The sequence below is a fragment of the Paenibacillus diazotrophicus genome (genome assembly GCF_042610465.1).
The window spans coordinates 97,779-113,766 of record NZ_JBGJZN010000008.1; the positions used below are offsets into that span (position 1 = coordinate 97,779).

The 15,988-nt window shown below is 48.8% G+C and carries 13 protein-coding genes; 12 read left to right on the forward strand and 1 reads right to left on the reverse strand.

Annotated features, from left to right (window positions below):
• The first annotated feature begins 21 nt into the window (after positions 1-21).
• From ACAN54_RS24940 to ACAN54_RS24985, 10 genes are all read left to right on the forward strand, one after another.
• A complete protein-coding gene (locus ACAN54_RS24940) occupies positions 22-1,884 on the forward strand; it encodes a cache domain-containing sensor histidine kinase (protein WP_379161860.1) in 1,863 nt (620 codons plus the stop codon).
• Complete coding sequence (locus ACAN54_RS24945; RefSeq protein WP_379161863.1) at positions 1,862-2,653, forward strand: response regulator transcription factor; 792 nt, start codon at positions 1,862-1,864, stop codon at positions 2,651-2,653. Before ACAN54_RS24940 ends, ACAN54_RS24945 begins: the two co-directional genes overlap by 23 nt.
• Positions 2,654-2,952: 299 nt before the next feature.
• Positions 2,953-5,220, forward strand: coding sequence for a stalk domain-containing protein (locus tag ACAN54_RS24950; RefSeq protein ID WP_379161866.1), 2,268 nt, complete (start codon positions 2,953-2,955; stop codon positions 5,218-5,220).
• Positions 5,221-5,379: 159 nt separating this feature from the next.
• Positions 5,380-5,841 carry a Fur family transcriptional regulator gene (locus ACAN54_RS24955; RefSeq protein ID WP_379162525.1) on the forward strand — a complete coding sequence of 154 codons (462 nt, stop codon included), beginning with the start codon at positions 5,380-5,382 and terminating at the stop codon, positions 5,839-5,841.
• A gap of 2 nt (positions 5,842-5,843) precedes the next feature.
• Positions 5,844-6,107 (forward strand): membrane protein insertion efficiency factor YidD, encoded by a 264-nt coding sequence (yidD, locus tag ACAN54_RS24960; RefSeq protein WP_379161869.1) that lies wholly within the window; start codon positions 5,844-5,846, stop codon positions 6,105-6,107.
• Positions 6,108-6,481: 374 nt separating this feature from the next.
• Positions 6,482-8,506, forward strand: a complete 2,025-nt coding sequence (metG, locus tag ACAN54_RS24965) for a methionine--tRNA ligase (RefSeq protein WP_379161872.1) — start codon at positions 6,482-6,484, stop codon at positions 8,504-8,506.
• A 175-nt stretch (positions 8,507-8,681) separates the two neighbouring features.
• A complete protein-coding gene (locus tag ACAN54_RS24970; protein ID WP_379161875.1) occupies positions 8,682-9,656 on the forward strand; it encodes a metal ABC transporter solute-binding protein, Zn/Mn family in 975 nt (324 codons plus the stop codon).
• Between the two features lie 32 nt (positions 9,657-9,688).
• A complete protein-coding gene (locus ACAN54_RS24975; protein WP_379161878.1) occupies positions 9,689-10,438 on the forward strand; it encodes a metal ABC transporter ATP-binding protein in 750 nt (249 codons plus the stop codon).
• 346 nt (positions 10,439-10,784) lie between these two features.
• Positions 10,785-11,588, forward strand: a complete 804-nt coding sequence (locus ACAN54_RS24980) for a metal ABC transporter permease (RefSeq protein WP_379161881.1) — start codon at positions 10,785-10,787, stop codon at positions 11,586-11,588.
• Positions 11,589-11,651: 63 nt separating this feature from the next.
• Positions 11,652-12,365: a cytochrome c biogenesis CcdA family protein gene (locus tag ACAN54_RS24985; protein WP_379161884.1), complete on the forward strand. Its 714-nt coding sequence runs from the start codon at positions 11,652-11,654 to the stop codon at positions 12,363-12,365.
• Between the two features lie 13 nt (positions 12,366-12,378).
• Here ACAN54_RS24985 and splB read toward each other — a convergent pair whose 3' ends face one another.
• Positions 12,379-13,455: a spore photoproduct lyase gene (splB, locus tag ACAN54_RS24990; RefSeq protein WP_379161887.1), complete on the reverse strand. Its 1,077-nt coding sequence runs from the start codon at positions 13,453-13,455 to the stop codon at positions 12,379-12,381.
• 193 nt (positions 13,456-13,648) lie between these two features.
• Here splB and mntR point away from each other — a divergent pair, with 193 nt between their 5' ends.
• A complete protein-coding gene (mntR, locus tag ACAN54_RS24995) occupies positions 13,649-14,074 on the forward strand; it encodes a transcriptional regulator MntR (RefSeq protein WP_019909637.1) in 426 nt (141 codons plus the stop codon).
• A gap of 235 nt (positions 14,075-14,309) precedes the next feature.
• Positions 14,310-15,959 (forward strand): family 10 glycosylhydrolase, encoded by a 1,650-nt coding sequence (locus ACAN54_RS25000; protein WP_379161892.1) that lies wholly within the window; start codon positions 14,310-14,312, stop codon positions 15,957-15,959.
• Positions 15,960-15,988: the final 29 nt, after the last annotated feature.

The following is a 15,988-nucleotide window of genomic DNA, read 5'->3' on the forward strand; positions in this document are numbered from 1 at the left end:
CACAGTCAGGGGCACTAGCCAATGAATTTGCGCTACAAGTTATTTACGGCGTTTTTGGGCCTGATTATCATTCCTCTGTTTATTCTTGGCATGATTATGTTTTTTGTGACTTATAATTCAATTGAGAAGAAATACAGCCAGCAATCCGAGTATTCGCTCAAAGCAATCAGCTACAGTATATCCAGTGTCTTGAAGGACATGGACAACGTCACCGATAACGGAATCGCCACCTCGGTATTTCATATGGCACTTAGCGCAGAGGACCCTTCCAAACAAGATTTGACCGATGCCGAACAGCTTAGTCTGAACGCCAGCCAGCGCAACTTCCGCAGTCTTTTGTACAATCATCCATCGATCAGCTATGCTTTTCTCTACAATTTCAATGGGAAAGGGAGCTCCGAGATTGTCTCTATTTTCAATAAGGAGAATTTCCGTACACTCCCCTACGACAAGTTCAAGGGAAGTGAGTTGTATCAGGAAGTCATGAAGCTGAATGGAGTGCCCAAATGGATTGCGCCTCATGAATACCCGGAACTGACCGGAACGGAGCCTGTTTTTACGCAGATCCGGCTGGTGAAGGAGCTAAGTTTTTTTCAGAACATCGGTATTCTGGTGGTGCAGATCAAAAACTGGGAATTCGAATCGATCTTCCGCAATCTCAAAATCGGGGATAGTGACCAAAAGGTTTCCTTTATGCTGGTGAACGACGATGGCATGATTCTGTTCGATCCGGACCGCAAACTGGATGGCGGGGATTTACATTCCTTAACTACGAAGAACTTCAGTTTTCAAAAAGGTTTCCAGAGCTTCAGAACAGAGTTCGATGGAGAGAAAAGTATTCTCTCGGTCTATCATCTTAAGGATTACCCATGGAGTCTTGTCTCCGTTACCTCTTGGGATTCCCTATCCCGTGAAATCACGGTGTTTGCCCGTTGGTTTGTTGTTGTAATCTTCCTGTGCCTGCTGGGTGCGGTCATTTTTAATCTGTTTTTTATGAACCGGATTACGGGTGGTATTGCGGTTATAGTCCGGTTTATGCGACGGGTTGAGGATGGGGATCTCACGACGCGTGTGGAGGAGAAGGGCAGTGATGAGATGACATTGCTTGCTCGGGGCTTCAATGATCTGATGGACAAAATCAATAGCTTATTCAATAGGGTGCATGTGGAGCAGCAACGCAAAAACCAGGCTGAAATGCGGGTGCTGCAGGCTCAGATCAAGCCGCATTTTCTGTTCAATACACTGGAATCGATCAATGTGCTCGCCGTGCAGAATGAAGGCCGCAAGGTAAGCGAGATGGTCTACAGGCTGGCCGGTATTCTGCGCATCAGCATTCAGGATAGAGATGAAATTACACTGGAAGAGGAAGTCACGCACCTGCGCAATTATTTGGACATTCAGAAGTTCCGCTTCGAGGATATATTTGATTATGAGATTGATATTCCCCAGGAGCTGTTAGGTTGTGGCGTTCTTAAGCTTACCCTGCAGCCGCTTGTCGAGAACAGCATCCAGCACGGCTTCGAGGGGATTGAACACAAGGGCTTGGTTAGTGTGAAAGGCTGGGAGGAGCGGGGGAATCTAATCCTGCAGATTAAGGATAACGGGATTGGAATGAGTCCAGCCCAATTGTCGATGTTCCAGTATATGGTAAGTGAATCAGGAGAGGTTGCTGAATCCATCACGGAGGACACACCGGAGCATGGTATTCATCTGGAGCGGCGCGGGTTGGGTGTACGCAGTGTAGCTGACCGCATCCGAATCGAATATGGAGACAGATATGGGATTTTCATCTGTTCCAGTCCTGGAGAAGGCACCATCATCCAATGCGTCATTCCTAAATACGGGCAGGGAGAAGATCACTATGCTAAAAGTATTATTGGTTGACGATGAAGCTCCTATACTGGGCAATCTGCGTCGTGTACTGCCATGGCAGGAGATGGGGATGGAGATCACAGGCATGGCCCGCAGCGGGATGGAAGCGCTCCGCATCGCTGAGGAACAGGCTCCTGATCTTGTACTCTGTGATATCCGTATGCCCGTCATGGATGGGCTAACGTTCATTGGCAAGCTGCGGGAGATGGGACTGGACAGTGAGGTTCTGCTGCTTAGCGGCTATCAGGAATTTGATTATGCACGGGAGGCCATCCGGCTAGGTGTGAAGGAATATATCTGCAAGCCGATTCATTATGAGGAGCTGGGCAACAAGGTACGGGAAATGGGCACGCGTATCCGGAGCAAACAATACAAGGATAAGCTGTACAACAGCATACCACTGTTTCAGGAGCAACCTCCGGCAGAGGATTCTGCCAGGAAAACATCCGATCAGCTGATGAATCTGGCGGTCCAGTATATCATGGAGCGGCTGAATTATGATCTGGGTATTGAGGAAGTGGCGAATAGAATAGGCATCAGCAGCAGCTATTTCTGCCTTCTTTTCAAGAATCGGTTTGCAATGACATTTGTAGAATATGTAACCCTGCAGCGTATGGAGGCAGCGAAGTTCATGCTGGCGAGCAGTGAGAAGAGTATTACTGCAATCAGTGCTGGAGTTGGTTATCAGGAGCGCCGTTATTTTACAAAAGTATTCCAAAAACATACAGGCATGACCCCCAAGGAATACCGTGATAAGCATAGAATGTCGGAGACCCCGTAAGCTTATGATATACAGCTGGGGATTTATTTGAAGAGGCGGCTACCTTGTTCGTAAGGTATGCGTCTCTTTTTTTGCAACTTGTTCATGTGAATAAATGGAAATCATTTTTAATCTTTTCTTTACATTTAATGAAACTTTTTAGTATGTCATGCGTCTAATACTATGTTTTGTAAATGAACGTGGCAAAAAACACCATGCCTTCCCTTGGAGGGCAAGTGCGTTTTGCGGAGAATATAAGGAATGCAGAGAGAGACTTACCTTCCTTATATACTACTAATAGGAGCAGAAGGAGTCATACCATGAATTTGAAAAAACTATCGTTAGTTGCAGTCCTGGCTATATCGCAGATTGCAGCAGCAGTGCCGGCGTTTGCCGTCCCTGTAAGCACCTCGACAACATCAGGAACAGTAGTTCAAGCAACCGAGGCGACTCCTGCCCCTGTGACGGTGTCAGAGCCCGAGGCTACGGATCCGCTGCCCCCATTGGGTACTCCAGGAACAGTATCTCCGACACCAACACCAATATCTGCACCGACGCCGACACCGGTGCCTTCTGCATCATCTACACCAATTGCAACGGTAGCCCCTTCGGCGACACCACTGCCGACGCAGTCAGCAATTCCTGCGACTGCAACACCAGCCACTGTTACACCCCTTGGCAACACAGGGGGACAAATCATCCCGACTACTGGTGCGAACCAGCTTATACTGATGATGAATAGTAATAAAATGTATAAGAATGGTACACCCTATTTGGCCAATCAGCCGATGGCAGTCAAGTATGGCGTCTCCTATGTTTCGATTCGGGCCATGGTAGAAATGGTTGGCGTTAAATTTACTTATGATGCAAAGACAAAGGAAGTTATTGTAACCAAAGGCGACAGCATCATGCGCTTTAAGACAGACAGCAAGATCTACACTGTAAATGGTAACAAAGTGACCATGAAAGGGCCTGCCTACCAGTTCAAGGGCACATTTATGATTCCTTTGACCTCCATTACCGGTGCGTTATCCATTCCTTATAGTGTAGATAATGTGGGGAAACGTGTCATTCTTACCCTGAACACGAAACCAACGGCTTCATTTACCGTGCAGCCTACAGAGATCTATGCCGGACAAACGACAGTGAATTATGTAACCAAAAGTTCCTCGCCGAACGGCACTGCTATTGTTAATGAGCAGTGGGGCGGTAACAAAATGGATATTTACGATCAGCCCGGCTATTATACCGTAACTTATTCTGTGATGGACGCTTCCGGACAATGGAGTGATCCTTATTCCGTAACCATTCAAGTCCTCCAGCCGAACCAACCGCCGGTTGCCAATTTCTCTACAGATAAGGAAGAATACAAAATGGGTGAGCCGGTAACCCTAACTGACCTTAGTTTTGATCCGGAAGGCGAAGAAATGACAGTGGAGTGGACGAACCGCGCACTGGCCTATTTTAACCCGGGACCTGTTTCGATCCAGCTCAAGGTAACAGACAAACACGGCCTAAGCGGAACTTTCGAGAAAACTATCAATATTACAAGCGAGCAGATGTACACCCAAGATGAGGTAGCAAAGCTGTTCACGGCTCCTGGTGACATCATCTCCATGGACGGCGGAATGATTCCGGGATTGCCTAATCTGCAGTACAGTCTGTCTTCCGAGGGATATAAGCTAATTCGCAGCAATAGTCCGGAGACAGTTAACGCAGAGGGTGTGTTGTACCGCGAGACCTCGGTTGGATTAACCCGTTTCCTGGTTCACCACATGAACAATATGTCCACAAGACAGAAGCTGTATGTAATCGCAACAAACAACAACCTATACCCTACTACAATCACAACCCAGTATTTGGGGATAGCAGGTCCGGCCACATCACCGGAATACACAGGCAAAATTTCAATCCAGAAATATTACCAATCCATGCTCAATAACTCCAGCTATGGGTCGATTACACTCCAACCGGGGCAAAGTATACCTATCATGACTGATATTAGCAAAACAGCCATGAAACCTGGTGAGGTGCTCTCTCTAAGCGCTGACCTGTCCAGTGATTTGACAGTGCAGTATGACGTTGTAATGGTGGAACAGACCAAAGATCCGGTAGCACTGTTGCCAACGCTGCCTCTTCTGGACCGTGATGGCGTACACAACCGGGGAACGTACGATGAATCCACCCGTGTAATCAGTGTCTTCGATCAGATTGGGGCTACACAATCCAAACTTGTGCTTGGTGACAACAAAAACGACCTGAATCTGATTGGTGTTGATCCGATGAGCGGAACAGCAGCTTCGAACTCAGGAAACTTCGGGGTTCTATACAAAATCAGACTTGAAAGTGTTGCGAAGAATACACTGATCACCTTCAATCCGCGCGGAGGAAATTATCTGGGGTCTATTATGATCAACGGTTCGATTGTAAATCTGCCGAACAAAGGGAATCTATCCAACTCCGATATGAACGCTGTGCTCTATCGATCCGGCGAATATACAGGTCCAGTGGATATAGTATTCTCAGTGGCTTCCGGCAGCAATCTTCCGGTGAACCTGGTCTTTACACCTATTCCGGCTAAAAAATAAACCGGACAGATTCTTCAAAAGGCCCGTGAGCATTTCCCGCAAGGGGACGGCTCACGGGCCTTTTGCGTCATGAGATGTGAGGTTTTATTGACGGGGCTTTTGTTTTGGGGCATTATAAAGAGAGTGCAAAACACAGACCATGATATGGGAGATGAGCAAATGCTGTCGACAGATCAAATACTGGAAACCATGTCGGGGCAGGGACTGCGAATCACCGATCAGCGCAAAACGCTTGCCAAGTTATTCGGCGAAACTACGGGATATTTATCCGCGAAGGATGTTTATGAGCATATGGGCCGCAAATACAGCGGTCTCAGCTTCGATACAGTGTACCGCAATCTGCGGATCATGGAGGAGCTCGGGGTACTGGAGCAGGTGGTATTTGAGGAGGGTGTCAAGTTCAAGGGCAGCTGTAATCAGGATCATCATCACCACCATATGATTTGCCTTCAATGCATGAAGACTTACCCGATCAATTTCTGCCCGATGAATCTTACGGATGCACCCGACCAGTTCCGGGTGGTCAAGCATAAATTTGAGGTGTTCGGTTACTGCAAAGATTGTGAACAGAACCGTGAAGAGGAAACGGCCCTTGCAGTTCACGGCAAAGAAGGTCACTGAATATGGATATAGGACGCAGAACGATTCAGGCTCCAATTCGTGTATACCGGAAGTTCATTTCACCGATTAAACCGGCTACCTGCCGTTTCTATCCTACATGCTCAGCCTATGCACTGGAAGCGGTCGAAGTCCATGGTCCAGTGAAAGGTTCTTGGCTTGCAGCCAAGCGAATCGCCAGATGTCATCCCTTTCATCCCGGAGGGCTTGATCCTGTGCCTCCAAGGGATGAACGACGAACTGGTGGAGGATCGGTTAAGACAACTTGACATGTTGGCTTGACATGGGTATATTTTGAATAATACGATGAATTCCAAGGAACGGATAAGTAAATCGCGACAACCATGACAGAGAGCCGGGAAGTGCTGAAAGCCGGTATGGTGAGAAGGTTGAAGATGGTCCGGGAGGAACTGTGGGCGAGCAGTAGTCCGTGTAATGCGGCTGCGTAAGGTCACGGCGTGTTCCAGCGATAATGGACAGTTCCTTAGGGGAACTGGCGAAGCCTGTGCTCTGCGAAGAGCCGGGGAATTTTGGGTGGTATCGCGTGAGTTAATCCTCTCGCCCCATATGGGGGCGGGAGTTTTTTGTGTTTGAAATGTAAGAATTTATAGGTTTGAGGCTTATGACGAAAGGATGACAAGAAATGAGCGACAAGAAAACATTTTATCTGACAACCCCGATCTATTATCCGAGTGACAAATTGCATATCGGTCATGCCTATTCAACGGTGGCTGGGGATGCCATGGCCCGTTACAAGCGGTTGCGCGGCTATGCCGTACGTTATCTGACGGGTACGGATGAACACGGGCAGAAGATTGAAGAGAAGGCTGCCAAGGCCGGGAAGACCCCCCAGGAGTTTGTTGACGGGATCGTTGCTGGCATCAAAGATCTGTGGCGCAAGCTGGACATCTCGAATGATGATTTTATCCGTACAACTGAAGAGCGTCATAAAAAAGTGGTGGCGGATATATTTGACCGTCTGCTGAAGCAAGGCGATATTTACAAAGGGGAGTACGAGGGCTGGTATTGTATCTCGGATGAGACCTTTTACACCGAGACCCAGCTGGTGGACATCGAACGTGATGCAGATGGTAATATAATTGGAGGGAAAAGCCCTGACAGCGGACATCCTGTCGAACTGGTTAAGGAAGAAAGCTATTTCTTCCGGATGAGTAAATATGCTGACCGGCTGCTTCAGTTCTATGACGAGAATCCGGAGTTTATTTTACCGGAATCGCGTAAGAATGAAATGATTAACAACTTCATCAAACCGGGTCTGGAGGATCTTGCTGTTTCCCGGACAACGTTTGATTGGGGAGTCAAGGTCAAAGGTGATGACAAGCATGTGGTCTATGTGTGGATCGATGCGCTGACTAACTATATTACCGCTCTTGGATATGGCTCGGAGGACCGGAGCCTGTATGATCAGTTCTGGCCTGCAGATGTACACATTGTAGGTAAGGAGATTGTACGTTTCCATACCATATACTGGCCGATCATCCTTATGGCTCTTGGTGAGCCGCTGCCTAAGAAGGTATTCGCACATGGCTGGCTACTGATGAAGGACGGCAAAATGTCAAAGTCGAAGGGGAACGTGGTGGACCCTGTGACGCTGATTGACCGTTATGGTCTGGATGCACTGCGCTACTACCTTCTGCGCGAGGTTCCGTTCGGCTCGGATGGGACCTTCACTCCAGAAAGCTTCGTCGACCGCATCAACTATGACCTAGCCAATGACCTCGGTAATCTGCTGAATCGTACGGGGGCAATGGTAGAGAAGTATTTTGATGGTGTGCTTCCAGCTTATGCAGGTAATGTAACGGCTTTTGACAGTGAGCTTGAAGCTGCAGCACGGATTACCTATGGCAAAGTGGAAGAAGCTATGGAGAAAATGGAGTTTTCCGTAGCGCTCACCGCGATTGGCGCTTTCATCAGCCGGACGAATAAATATATTGACGAGACCCAGCCTTGGGTGCTTGCGAAGGATGAGAGCCGCAGCGGCGAGTTGGCTTCCGTGATGAGACATCTCGTGGAAGGACTGCGGACAGCTTCAATCCTGCTGCAGCCGTTCCTGACTGAGGCACCGGCAAAGATCTGGCAGCAGCTTGGCATTGAGCCGGGTGAACTGACTACCTGGGATAGCGGTAAATCCTTTGGCCTCATTCCAGCCGGAACCAAGCTGGCCAAGGGTGATCCTATTTTCCCGCGTCTGGACGTTGCACAGGAAGTGGCCTACATCGCTGAAGCGATGGGCGCAGGCAAATCGGCAGAAGCCGAAGCTGCACCAGCTCCTGATACAGGAACTGCATCAACGGCAGCAGACGAGCCGGAGGAGGAACACAAGGAAGAAATCGGTATAGATGATTTCGCCAAAGCCGAACTGCGTGTGGCCCAGGTTATTGCCGCCGAGCCGGTCAAGAAAGCTGATAAACTGCTGAAGCTGCAGCTGGATCTCGGGTATGAACAGCGCCAGGTCGTCTCCGGGATTGCCAAGTTCTATACGCCGGAGGAGCTGGTAGGACGTAAGGTAATCTGTATCGTTAACCTTAAGCCGGTTAAGCTGCGGGGTGAGCTGTCTCAAGGGATGATTCTGGCTGCCTCCAAGGGCGACCAGCTGACCATTGCTACCGTGCCGGACAGTATGCCGAACGGTGCGATTGTAAAATAGGCGGCTATATTGATCCCGTCTGAACATCGTTGATTAATTGCAAGGAACACCTGCTGCGAAGGACGGCAGGTGTTCTTTTGTGTGGATATAATCGAAGTGGTTTATTGACTTATCGTAACGATTACTATTATAATTCAAATAGTAAAATTTACGATTTGAGGAGTCGATCAATCAAATGTTATTCAAAAGCCTGCACAGGGGCGTGCTGCTTACGCTGACTTTGCTGGTATTTTTGCTGCTTACAGCCTGTGGTCCGAAGAGCAGCGGAAGTATCGTCGAAGGTAAAGTGAATGTGATTACTACTTTTTATCCTATATATGAGTTTGCCAGTGAGATTGGCGGGGATGATATTAATGCCATCAATCTGCTGCCGGTTGGCGTAGAGCCGCATGATTGGACACCGCGAAGCCAGGATATTATCAATACATCCAAAGCTCAGCTGTTCCTGTATAATGGTGCCGGGCTGGAAGGCTGGGTGCCAAATTTCCTGAAGAGTCTGGACAGTGACAGTGAGGTCACAGCGACTCAGGTCAGCAAGGGTATTGACTATATTATGACTGATGAAAAAGATGGACATGACCATGGTGGAGAAAGTGAAGCAGGGGTGGAAGAAAATACAGATAGCCTGCACACCGACCCCCACACTTGGGTAAGTCCGAAGTCAGCGCTTATTATGGCTGAGAATATCAAAGAAAGTCTTCAGTCCGTGGACCCTGCACATAAGGACGGTTATGAAGAACGTTATACCCAGCTTGCCGAACGGTTGAAGGCACTGGATCATAAATTCTCCACGGAGCTGACCAAGCTGCCTAATCATGAGATCGTGGTATCCCATCAGGCATTTGCTTACTTGGCCCGTGATTACGGATTGACACAGCATGCCATTATGGGGCTGTCGGCAGACGCGGAGCCGCGAAGCCAGGATCTTCTAAAGCTTGCTGATCTGGTGAAGGAAAAGGGAATCCGCTACATTTTTTTCGAAGAGCTGGTGTCAGACAAACTGGCTAAGACCCTCGCAGGAGAAGCCGGAGTGTCCACTATGGTGCTTAATCCAGTCGAGGGATTGACAGAAGCGCAAGAGAAGAATGGGGATAACTACTTCACATTGATGGAGAAAAATTTGCAAAATCTGATTCTGGCCTTACAATAAAAAGGAAAGTATAAGTGAAAGGCGGTACTCACATGCAATCGGTATCCCTGGACTGCCATCAGCATATGATCGAAATACAGGATTTATCCTTTTCCTATGGGGAGCAGAAGGTGATTACAGACCTTAACTATACCGTGAAGGAACGGGATTTCCTGGGTATAATTGGTTCGAACGGCGCCGGTAAGACTACTCTACTAAAAATGATTGTCGGCCTGCTCCCTGCAACGAGCGGTGAAATCAAGCTGTTCGGACAGCCGGTCAGAAAGTTCAAGGATTGGGAGCGGATCGGCTATGTACCACAGAAGAATGCCTTCAATCCCCTGTTTCCTGCGACGGTGCGGGAGGTAGTGTTGTCCGGATTATACAATAATAAAAATCTGATCCGCAGAGTATCCAGAGCGCAGCAGCAGAAATGCGATGATGCGCTGGAAGTAATGCGGATACAGGATATAGCGGAGAAAAGAGTAGGCCAGTTGTCGGGCGGCCAGCAACAGCGCGTCTTCTTGGCCCGGGCGCTGATCAACCATCCGGACCTGCTGATTCTGGATGAACCTACAGTAGGAATTGATGCCGAAACGCAGGCCGGATTCTTCGAATTGATTATGCATATGCATGCGCATCACCATATGACGTTCCTGATGGTATCGCATGATATCGATATGATCAAGAACTACCTGGGCGAGGAGCCTGTGCAAAAAAACGGTAAAATCAACTTCTATTGCCGTCATTCCCATGACGCTCAGGATTGCGTAGTAGACAATCTGCAGCATACACTTTCCTAGACTAAGGTTGTCCATAGTACAACATAGGACGAACTGGTCTTTGTTCTAGTCTTTTGCACTTACGTTCATTGTCTTTAATCATTTAATCTAAGTTTTTAGCTCTTAGTCTTGTAATCTTTACTCGGACATAGATCCCGTATAAGTATAGCGTGTCCCGTCAGGGACGAAAAGCGATCCTTCCTCTCACATCTCCAGGACCAATAACCATAACTGTTACGCCAGTAGCACTTACCGGGTATCCAGAGGGCAGAGCCCTTGGGGCCCTCCCTTGGAAGGGAGGGGTTGGGAGGGATCGAAAAGGGGTTTGAATAAACGCCTCATACGATATTTAGAGGAGATTGTAATTTTGGACATCCTATTCAGTGATTTTTTTCAGCGGGCGCTTGCGGGCGGGCTGATGATTGGCATTACCGCACCGCTCATAGGTGTGTTCCTGGTGCTGCGCCGCCTGTCCATGATTGGTGATACTCTAGCGCATGTGACGATCGCTGGGGTAGCGCTCGGGTTTCTGACAGGTTTTTACCCGCTCGGTGCGGGACTGATATTTGCGGTGGTGGCGGCATTCGCCATTGAGAAGCTGCGCAAAGCCTACAAGAGTTACGCTGAACTATCCATTGCCATCATTATGTCAGGCGGTGTAGCATTGGCCTCGCTTTTTTTCACTTTGGGCAAAGGGTATAATGCGGATGTAATGAGCTACTTGTTCGGCAGCATTTATACACTCGATAATACGGATCTAATAGTAGTGGGCATTGTGACCATTTCGGTTGTGGCTGTGGTAACCCTGTTCTTCAAAGAATTTTTCCTGCTCAGCTTCGAAGAGGATGCTGCCAGTGTGAGTGGTCTGCCCGTAAAGCTGCTTAATTTGCTGATTACGGTTCTGACTGCGCTTGTCATCAGTACAGCAATCAAAATTGTAGGCTCTCTCCTGGTATCGGCTCTGCTGACCATTCCCGTGGCAATCAGTCTATTGCTCTCCCGCAGCTTCAAGTCTTCTGTGATGTTGTCAGTTATCATTGCTGAGATTGCTGTTGTGGGCGGACTAGTTGTTGCTGGGGTTTGGAATCTGGCACCTGGTGCGACAATTGTTCTGCTGCTGATTGCACTTCTGACCCTGACACTGATTGGTAAAAAAGGGCTGCCTACGTAAACAGTCTGTAAAAGTGTTCCCTACATACGAAGTGACCCCGAACCCGAAAGGAGAGAAGCCACTTTGTCCAACCTGAATGTTGGAATTGCTTTTGCCGCTGGAGTTGCGTCATTTATTTCTCCATGTTGTCTGCCGCTGTATCCGTCCTATTTGTCTTATATCACCGGATTGTCCGTTCAGGAATTGAGAGCAGGCGGAAATACCAAAAGGGCCCGCATCCGGACCCTCAGCCATACTTTGGCTTTTATTCTTGGATTGTCTGCGGTGTTCTATACGATCGGTTTTGGAGCTGGCTTGTTTGGAGAAGTATTCCAGGAGCAGCGCGACTTGATCCGCCAATTATCGGCTATCCTTGTGATTGTGATGGGACTGTTCCTGCTGGGTATCTTCCAGCCGAAATTTCTCCTCCGTGAACATAAACTTAATATGAGATGGAAGCCTGCCGGATATTTGGGCTCTTTTATTCTGGGAATTGGCTTCTCGGCTGGCTGGTCCCCATGCATTGGGCCGATTCTGACACCGATTATTGCGCTCTCAGCGAGCGATCAGGGTGCCTGGTTTGCGTTGATCTCAGCCTATTGCATCGGATTTGCTCTGCCCTTCTTTGTACTGGCTTTCTTCCTCGGCGGAGCCCGCCGGATCCTTAAATACTCGAATCTGCTTATGAAAGCAGGTGGCGGACTCATGATTTTCATGGGCCTCCTGCTGTTCACGGACCAGATGTTCCGCATTACAATATGGCTGCAAGGGATCACACCTGACTGGCTGAAGTTTTAAATTCCCACTCGGGTTAGGTGAAATAATCAATTCCGGCTTCCGGGAAATATTCAAAGATCCGCTCTGTGATGAATTCCCGCAGGGCGGTTTGCTGTTCATCGGGATAGACGTATTTATGCTGGCCCCAGCGGCCCCATTTCTTTTTACGTTTTTCGATGTCCATTTCCAGTTTCGATTTGGGATACCGTTTCTCGATTACGGTCTTGGCCGTCTTGGTGAACCGGTGCTGTATCATTTCAAAAGTGAGGCCTTTGCCCGTCTCAGGCGGCAAGGCTTGGGCCAGTTTCTCAAGCAGCTCGGCATAACCCTGCTGCCAGCCCTCATGCCAGATGATTGGGGCGATGATGAAGCCCAGCGGATATCCGGCACGGGCAATTTTTCCGGCGGCCTCAATCCGTTCTTCGAAGCGTGAAGTCGCCGGCTCGAAGTTTTTAATCACATAATCGGCGTTTACGCTGAACCGGATCCGTGTATGTCCGTTATGCTTCAGGTGGAGCAGGGGCTCGACATGCTGGTACTTGGTTACAAAGCGGAGCCGTCCCAGAGGCTCACCTGCGATGAATGTAATCAGCTCCGCAAGGGAACCGGTAATGTGCTCAAGTCCCAACGGGTCAGATGTACACGCCGCTTCAAAAGAAGTAATCTCGGGTGCCCGATCCTCTATATATTTTTTGGCGGCAGCGATAACATCACCTGTATTTACATAGACACGGATATACGGCTTGGCGCCCAGCGTAGTCTGCAGATAGCAGTAATGACAATGTCCCATACAACCGGTAGCAATAGGAATGGCATAGTCGGCAGAAGGTTTGGACTGGTCAAAGGTCAAGGTTTTGCGGATGCCCACCACAAGGGTGCGCTTGGCAATTTTATATTGCTCGACCTCAGTTTCCCCTGGAAGATTGGTGATCCGGTTATGTGAGGTTGTCATGCGGTACGGGATATTCTGTGCTATGACCCATTCCATAATGCGTGCGCCTTTGGGAAACTTCAGTGCCTCCGGCTCAAAAAAAACAAGTTCCGGAATGAACAGTCCGGTAGGCTTTCTTGGTTTCTTGGCGGACGGGCGTTCTGGGGCTGCTATAGTCATGAATTCACGCTCCTTATGAATGAGAATACTTCTATTGTGCCAAATTTAAGCCTGCAGAAATCGTGGTAAACATCGCTAATGGTTCATGGAACTGTTCCGCAGGACTTGCCAAGGAGCGGCAGGAACATGTATCATTGTTAGAGCAAGGCACGGCCCCCGCGCCACGCTCATTATAGAAAAGAGGTAAAGTTTAATGCCAACACCCAGCATGGAGGATTATTTGGAGCGCATATACAAGCTCATCGACGAGAAGGGTTATGCGCGGGTCTCGGATATTGCCGAGGGACTGGAAGTACACCCCTCCTCTGTGACCAAGATGATCCAAAAACTGGATAAGGACGAATATCTCATCTATGAGAAATATCGTGGGCTTGTCCTAACAAGCAAAGGGAAAAAAGTGGGAAAACGTCTCGTTGACCGTCACCAGCTGCTGGAGGAATTCCTCGGCCTCATCGGAGTGCAGCAGGAGCATATTTATAAGGATGTAGAAGGAATTGAGCATCATTTGAGCTGGGACTCCATTACGCGTATCGAGACGCTGGTGGAGTATTTTCGCCGTGATGAAGCGCGTCTGCAAACCTTATATGATATTCATCTGGAACTCGTCAGCGACTCATAAATGATGCAGTTTTTGTATGTACACCGCAACCTTTCCAGTTTTTTTACGTCATAACGGATACCGTTCTTTATGATTTCTTGCTGATTAGGTACCGTTCTTATTAAAGGACGGCAATACCGTTTCGCTTGATTTCAGGACTCCGTTTGACAACAGAAACGGCCGTCTCCCTTTCACAAGGACGAGAAGGCCGTTTTTTTATTTATATACTAAATTCACATTATACCGGGGAGGAAATATGAATTATCGTAAATGGTTGTTAGGACTGGTAGTACTTCTGTTGTGCCTGCCTATAGGGATGACAGGTGTTCGTGCGGCAGCCTTGCAGATCACCATAGAGCTGGATGGCGAGTCATTGAGCTCTGATGTGCCGCCTTATATTACAGCATCGAACGTTACCATGGTGCCTGCAGGCGTGGTCAGCAAGGGGCTAAGTGCGGCGGTAGAGTGGGATCAGAGCTCCAGGACGGCGACGATCCGCAAAGGAGAGAATGTGCTGAAGCTGACGAGCGGTAAGAAGACAGCGGTCGTGAACGATACAGCCGTGGCACTCGATACCTCCGTACAAATTGTGCAGGGGCGGGTGATGGTGCCTTTGCGCTTTGTAAGTGAGCAGCTTGGTCTGCAGGTGGTATGGAATCAGGCTACAAAACATATCGCGCTATATTCTAACGTTGAGATTGGCGGACCATCAGCACCGTCAGTACCTGTAGTGCCCACACCAACCGTACCGACACCAACCATGCCGACACCAACGGTGCCTTCGGTTCCTGGAGCAAAGGTCTCCAAAGAAATGAGAGGTGCCTGGATCTCCACCGTATTCAATCTGGACTGGCCCTCTACTGCATCTGCAGGCAATGAGGCCAAACAGAAGAGGGAGTTCGATACCTTACTGGACAAGCTTCAGAGCACAGGCTTCAATGCCGTATTCGTTCAGGTCAGACCATCTGGCGACAGCCTGTATCCTTCTGTGCTCGTCCCCTGGTCCAAGGTACTGACCGGGACACAGGGCAAGAATCCGGGTTATGATCCTCTGGAATATATGGTTAGTGCCACTCACAGCCGCGGTATGCAGTTCCATGCCTGGTTCAATCCATTCCGTGCGACCACAGATTCCAGCACCTCTGGCCTTGCCAGTAATCATGTCGCCAAAGCTCATCCGGAGTGGGTCGTTACGGCAGACAGCAAGTTATACATCAATCCAGGTATTCCGGAAGCGCGTCAGCATATCATTGATACCGTAATGGAAGTGGTAAAAGGCTATGACATTGATGGAGTTCATCTGGATGATTATTTCTATCCATCCGGTGTGTCTTTTGCCGATGATGCGGCATTCAAGGCCTATAATCCCAAATCGATCAGTTCCAAAGGCGATTGGCGGCGGGATAACATCAATGACTTCATCAGCCGGCTGGGTCAAGCGATTCATGGAGTGAAGTCGGATGTGTCTTTTGGAGTCAGCCCGTTCGGGGTCTGGCGCAATAAGAAAGCGGACAGTACGGGTTCCGATACCACAGCAGGTGTATCCGCCTATGATGACATGTATGCAGATACGCGGACCTGGATACGCAGCGGCTGGATTGACTACATTGCACCACAAATTTATTGGAGCCTCTCCTTCAGTGCTGCCCGGTACGACAAGCTGGTGGACTGGTGGGTGAATGAGGTGAAGGGCACAGGTGTCAAGCTGTACATAGGACAAGCCACCTACAAAGTAGGAACAGACAAAAGTGCAGAATGGCAAAGCGGAGACCAGATTATCAACCAGTTGAAATATAATGAAAAATACACTGAGGTAGCCGGCAGTATCATGTTCAGAGCGAATGATATTGTGAACCGTGATCCGTTTGGATTAGACAGCCTGCTGACCTTTTATTTCAAGTCATGAAATTTCCCCCGTGCTCATAGATAAGAGGG